The organism is Azoarcus indigens, assembly GCF_004361735.1.
GTDB classification, from domain to species: Bacteria; Pseudomonadota; Gammaproteobacteria; order Burkholderiales; family Rhodocyclaceae; genus Azoarcus; species Azoarcus indigens.
This window is the reverse complement of record NZ_SNVV01000004.1, coordinates 270,318-276,385: the sequence shown is the minus strand read 5'-3', so window position 1 is coordinate 276,385 and position 6,068 is coordinate 270,318. Positions and strand designations below refer to the sequence as shown.

The window sequence follows — 6,068 nt, the reverse complement described above, 5'->3', positions numbered from 1 at the left end:
AGAACGCCTTGCTTCTCAAGCCTTTCAGCTCCGCCGCGTTCCGCTGCAGCGCTGAAGAGGTGCGCATTATAGACACCACACAAATACCGTCAACCCTCAAAACCAAAAAATTTCCGATCAGTCCGCAACGCTCTACAGCACCTGATAAACACGCAGATCGAACCCCTCACCGCTCAATGAGATATCGAGAGGCTTGAGCTTTTGAATCGCGCCCTCTGAAGTGATGAAAAGCGGGGTGGCCACTTGCAGCGCCCCTGCTCCAGCAATAACCCGCACGGCCTCCCCTCTGAGGGGCTGATCGCATAGGAATACCTTCAAGGGCGCCCTGCCGTCGTCCGCGCTGACGAAGAAGGGCCGCTGGGATAGCGTTTCGACGCCTATCTCCACCCCGCTCTCATTGCGACGGACCCTGCGGACGATTCCGAGATGCCAGCTATCTCCATCCTGGGGGCGGACGGCGAGGAAGCTACCCAGTTCAGGAGCGCTGGCAGCAGGGTCATCGATAGCCGCCCCGACGCCCCCCCGGCTCAGGTCCCGGATCACCCAGACGTCGGGCCCCACGTCCAGCACGTCGGAGTCGAAAACTTTCACGACTGCGTCGAAGCCAGACACCACCAACAAGTGAGCGGCCACGGAATGCCTGCGAAAGCGCCGCAGGGGCGGGGACGGAGACCAGTGACGCTGAAGATGCACGACTGCCGTGAGCCACGTCAGCGTAGGGAAGTTGCCGTCGTCGAGTCCTGCCGGCAGAACACCTTGGCGCAGTTGCTCGGCCAGTTCGGCCAGCAACTCCAGTGCAGCGGCGGATGAGAAGAACCATCCCTGGGCAGACCCGGGCCGCGTGGAGCGCCTCGGCAGTGGTGCATTCAGCGGATCTATTACATAGCAGACGCAGGGCAGCGGCTCCCTGACCAATACGAGGAAGGGCAGCGCTATGCTCACCAACCTGTCCACCGCCAGGAAGACCGGCAAGGAGAGTTGCTCCAGCGCGGCGGAGTGAAAACCCAGCGCGCGGAGATACTCCTGGCGCACGCCCTCGTCATGGCCTACCACCATGCCTGCCCCCGCGTTCAAGGTGGACGCGAACAACGCCCCGATTTCACTCCACACGACTTCATCCGGGATATGGCGGGCGTGGCCGTGCCACTTGATTCTCTCGGTACCCGCAGCCGAATAGCGGGTCAGAAACGCAGGATCAGCCGCGCGGCCGGTACTGTGTGCCAGGGAACGATAGGCGTCGAACAGGACCACATGAGCGCTGCGTACGCCTTCCACGCGGTCAAGCACTGGAAGTTCGGTTTCATCCGGCGCAGACAGAACCTGGCTTACGGCGCGGCGCAGTTCATCATCCAGCGCATAGAGATGCTGAATCTCCCGGCTGCTCGGCGTGCTGGAAAACTGAAGCGCTTTCAAATCCTCGCTCAGGACCGACAAGCGCTCAAGCGCGTCACTTGAGCGCACCCCATGCGTCAAGGTGAAATCGAAGGCGCTGCCTCGGCCGTTACCTGCGACATTTGCGTCTTTCACCGCCCCCTCCATCCCCCAGCTTGCACCGCCCGGGCCGCCAAGCCGCCGGCCCTCTCCGTCGCGGGAGAGTAGCACATGGCCCTCGCATAGAGAGGGACGGTCCACGATCTGCAGTCCCCGGGACGCTCGGTCAGCGGCACACGAGCGGAGGTAGAATCGCCGTTTTGGTCGGGCGATGCGATGAAGCAATACCTTGAACTGATGCGTCATGTGCTGGAGCACGGCGATCGCAAGACCGATAGAACCGGCACCGGCACGCTATCGGTCTTTGGCTGGCAGATGCGCTTCCACCTGGAAGACGGTTTTCCCCTGCTGACGACGAAGAAGCTGCACACCCGCTCCATCGTCTACGAACTGCTGTGGTTCCTGCGGGGCGATACCAATATCCGCTACCTGAAGGACAACGGCGTCTCCATCTGGGACGAATGGGCGGATGAGAACGGCGACCTCGGCCCCGTCTATGGCAAGCAGTGGCGACGCTGGGAGACAAGCGACGGGCGTAGCATCGACCAGATCGCCCGCCTGATCGAGGGCATCAAGCGCAATCCGGACTCCCGCCGCCACATCGTCTCCGCCTGGAATCCCGGCGAGGTGGAAGGCATGGCGCTGCCGCCCTGCCACGCGCTGTTCCAGTTCTATGTGGCCAACGGCCGGCTATCCTGCCAGTTGTATCAGCGCAGCGCGGACATTTTCCTCGGCGTGCCCTTCAACATTGCCTCCTACGCCTTGCTGACGCATATGGTTGCGCAGGCCTGCGATCTGGCGCCCGGCGATTTCGTATGGACGGGCGGCGACTGCCACCTGTATCTCAACCACCTGGAGCAGGCCCGGGAACAGTTGAGCCGGGAGCCACGCGCCTTGCCCACACTGCGCATTGCGACGGAGAACAGGGATATCTTTGCCTTCCACTACGAGGACTTCGTGCTGGAAGGCTACGATCCTCACCCTCACATCAAGGCACCGGTGGCGGTATGACGAGAGAAGCGGAGGTCGTGCTGCTGGCCGCGGTTGCCCGCAACGGTGTCATCGGCCGGAACAATACCCTGCCCTGGCGCCTGAAGACGGATCTGGCACGGTTCAAGGCCAGAACGCTGGGGCACCCGATCCTGATGGGGCGCAAGACCTGGGAGTCGCTGGGCCGCCCCCTGCCCGGCCGGCGCAATCTGGTGGTCACCCGCGACGCCGGCTACCGGGCCCAGGGCGCCGAACTCTTCCCCAGCCCGGAAGCCGCCATTGCCGCGGTGCCGGCAGATCAGACCCTGTTCGTGATCGGCGGCGCGCAGTTGTACCTGCAGTTGCTGGATCAGGCTCAGCGCCTGATCCTCACCGAAGTGCAGGCGGACGTCGAAGGCGACGCGCATTTTCCGGCCCTGGACCGCACTGCCTATATAGAGTTGAGCCGCGAATACATCCCAGCGGATGCGGACAACGAGTTCGCCTTCGACATCGTCGAGTATCAGCGCAAGGGCTGACGCGTCATCCCACGCACCTGCAGGAAACGCTCGGGAGCAAACAAGAAAGGGCCGCACTTGCGGCCCTTTTTCTTGGGAGCGAACGGCCGTTCAGTCGGCGCGGACGCAATCCACCGCGTAGCGGCCGTCCTCGCCCTTCACCAGACCGTGGATGTCGGTCTCGAAGCCGGGGAAACGGGCGTTGAAGTCGCGCGCGAACCGCAGGTAGCGGACGATGGTCGCGTTGAAGCGCTCGCCTGGGATCAATAGCGGGATGCCCGGGGGGTAGGGCGTCACCAGCATCGCGGTGACCCGGCCTTCGAGCTCGTCGATGAACACTCGCTCGATCTCGCGGTGCGCCATCTTGGCAAAGGCATCCGCCGGCTTCATCGCCGGCACCATGTCCGACAGGTACATCTCGGTGGTGAGCCGTGCCACGTCGTGTGCCTTGTAGAAGCTGTGGATCTGGGCGCAGAGATCCTTCAGGCCGACCTTTTCATAGCGCGGATGCTTGGCGATGAAGTCCGGCATCACCCGCCACAGCGGCTGGTTGCGGTCGTAGTCGTCCTTGAACTGCTGCAACTCGGTCACCAGCGTGTTCCAGCGCCCCTTGGTGATGCCGATGGTGAACATGATGAAGAAGGAGTACAGGCCGGTCTTCTCGACGATGATGCCGTGCTCGGCCAGGTACTTGGTGACGATGGCGGCCGGGATGCCGGTGTGGTCGGCGAAGTCGCCATCCATGTCCAGCCCCGGGGTGATGATGGTGGCCTTGATCGGGTCCAGCATGTTGAAGCCGGGGCTGAGATCGCCGAAGCCATGCCAGCGCTCGCCGGCGTTGAGCATCCAGTCCTCGCGTTCGCCCAGGCCTTCCTCGGCGAGGTAGTCCGGCCCCCAGACCTTGAACCACCAGTCCTCGGAGCCAAACTCGGCGTCCACCTTGCGCATCGCGCGGCGGAACTCGACCGCCTCCATCAGCGACTCCTCCACCAGCGCGGGACCGCCCGGCGGCTCCATCATCGCCGCCGCCACGTCGCAGGAAGCGATGATCGCGTACTGCGGCGAGGTCGAGGTATGCATCAGGTAGGCCTCGTTGAAGATGTCGCGGTCCAGCATGCGGGTCTGCGAGTCCTGCACCAGGATCTGCGAGGCCTGGCTGAGGCCGGCCAGCAGCTTGTGGGTGGACTGGGTGGAGAACACCATGGACTCCTTGCAGCGCGGGCGGTCAGCGCCGATGGCGTGGTAGTCGCCATAGAAGTCGTGGAAGGCGGCGTGCGGCAGCCAAGCTTCATCGAAGTGCAGGGTGTCTATCCGGCCGTCGAGCATCTCCTTGATGGTCTCGACGTTGTACACCACGCCGTCGTAAGTGGACTGGGTGATGGTGAGAATGCGCGGCTTCTTGCTCTTGGCCTCGCGGGCGAAGGGGTTGGCCTCGATCTTCTTCTGGATGTTCTCCATCGAGAACTCCTGCAGCGGGATCGGGCCGATGATGCCGTAGTGGTTGCGCGTCGGCGTCAGGAACACAGGCACCGCGCCGGTCATGATGATGGAGTGGAGGATGGATTTGTGGCAGTTGCGGTCCACCACCACGATGTCGCCCGGCGCCACCGTGGTATGCCACACCATCTTGTTCGAGGTGGAGGTGCCGTTGGTGACAAAGTACAGGTGGTCGCAGTTGAAGATACGCGCTGCGTTGCGCTCGGAGGCGGCCACCGGGCCGGTGTGGTCCAGCAGCTGGCCGAGCTCGTCCACCGCATTGCAGACATCCGCCCGCAGCATGTTCTCGCCGAAGAACTGGTGGAACATATGGCCGACCGGGCTCTTCAGGAAGGCGACGCCGCCGGAGTGACCGGGGCAGTGCCAGGAGTAGGAGCCGTCGGCGGCATAGTGGGTCAGCGCGCGGAAGAACGGCGGCGGCAGGCACTCGAGGTAATTCTTGGCCTCGCGCACGATGTAGCGGGCGACGAATTCCGGTGTGTCCTCGAACATGTGGATGAAGCCGTGCATCTCCCGCAGCACATCGTTGGGGATGTGGCGGCTGGTGCGCGTTTCACCGTAGAGGAAGATGGGAATGTCGGCGTTGCGGAAGCGGATCTCTTCGACGAAGGCGCGCAGGTCGGCGATCGCCTTGGCCGAGGCCTCCGGCGAGGAGAACTCCTCGTCGTCTATCGACAGGATGAAGGCAGAGCCCCTGCTCTGCTGCTGGGCAAACGAGGTGAGGTCGCCGTAGCTCGTCACCCCCAGCACTTCCATGCCTTCATCGCCGATGGCCTTCGCTAGCGCGCGGATACCCAGCCCGGAGGTGTTCTCCGAGCGGAAGTCCTCGTCGATGATGATGATGGGAAAGTGGAATCGCATCCTTCAGTTCTCCAGCGGCGTGCCCTTGCAGGCCGGCGGGCATGTTACCCGCCCCATGTTTGCTTTCGCGTTACCGGAAAGCACAAGGGGGCCGGATACCCGGCCCCCCGATCCTGTCTCCTGATCCCCTCTGCCCGGTCAGATTTTGGGCAGGGTGACACCGGTCTGACCGAGATATTTCCCGCCCCGGTCACGATAGGAGGTGTCGCACACTTCATCCGATTCGAAGAACAGCATCTGCGCCACGCCCTCGTTGGCGTAGATCTTCGCCGGCAGCGGCGTGGTGTTCGAGAACTCCAGCGTCACATGACCTTCCCACTCCGGCTCCAGCGGTGTGACGTTCACGATGATGCCGCAGCGCGCATAAGTGCTCTTGCCCAGGCAGACAGTGAGGATGCTGCGCGGGATGCGGAAGTACTCCACCGTACGGGCCAGGGCGAAGGAGTTCGGCGGGATGATGCAGACCTCGCCGGTGAAATTGACGAAGTTGCGCTCGTCGAAGGCCTTCGGGTCCACGATGGTGGAGTTGATGTTGGTGAAGATCTTGAATTCGTTGGCGCAGCGCACATCGTAGCCGTAGCTCGAGGTGCCGTAGGAAACGATCTTCTCGCCCTCGCTGGTGCGCACCAGTTCCGGAGCGAAGGGCTCGATCATGCCTTCCTGCTCCGCCATGCGGCGGATCCACTTGTCGGACTTGATGGACATCGGGCGCGCTTTCCTGACTTGCCGGCC

Annotated in this window: 5 protein-coding genes; 2 read left to right on the top strand and 3 right to left on the bottom strand. The window is 63.2% G+C overall.

Annotated features, from left to right (window positions below; genetic code table 11):
- Positions 1–132 precede the first annotated feature (132 nt).
- On the bottom strand, positions 133–1,527 hold the full coding sequence (locus tag C7389_RS07185; protein WP_133589793.1) for a hypothetical protein: 1,395 nt from the start codon (positions 1,525–1,527) through the stop codon (positions 133–135).
- A gap of 180 nt (positions 1,528–1,707) precedes the next feature.
- On the opposite strand from C7389_RS07185, the gene C7389_RS07180 reads away from it, so the two are divergent.
- On the top strand, positions 1,708–2,502 hold the full coding sequence (locus C7389_RS07180; RefSeq protein WP_133589791.1) for a thymidylate synthase: 795 nt from the start codon (positions 1,708–1,710) through the stop codon (positions 2,500–2,502).
- Positions 2,499–2,999, top strand: coding sequence for a dihydrofolate reductase (locus C7389_RS07175; RefSeq protein ID WP_133589789.1), 501 nt, complete (start codon positions 2,499–2,501; stop codon positions 2,997–2,999). The genes C7389_RS07180 and C7389_RS07175 overlap by 4 nt, the downstream gene beginning before the upstream one ends.
- A 90-nt stretch (positions 3,000–3,089) precedes the next feature.
- Here C7389_RS07175 and C7389_RS07170 read toward each other — a convergent pair whose 3' ends face one another.
- Positions 3,090–5,336 carry an arginine/lysine/ornithine decarboxylase gene (locus tag C7389_RS07170; RefSeq protein WP_133589787.1) on the bottom strand — a complete coding sequence of 749 codons (2,247 nt, stop codon included), beginning with the start codon at positions 5,334–5,336 and terminating at the stop codon, positions 3,090–3,092.
- Positions 5,337–5,474: 138 nt separating this feature from the next.
- Positions 5,475–6,041, bottom strand: a complete 567-nt coding sequence (gene dcd / locus C7389_RS07165; protein ID WP_133589785.1) for a dCTP deaminase — start codon at positions 6,039–6,041, stop codon at positions 5,475–5,477.
- Between the last annotated feature and the right edge of the window lie 27 nt (positions 6,042–6,068).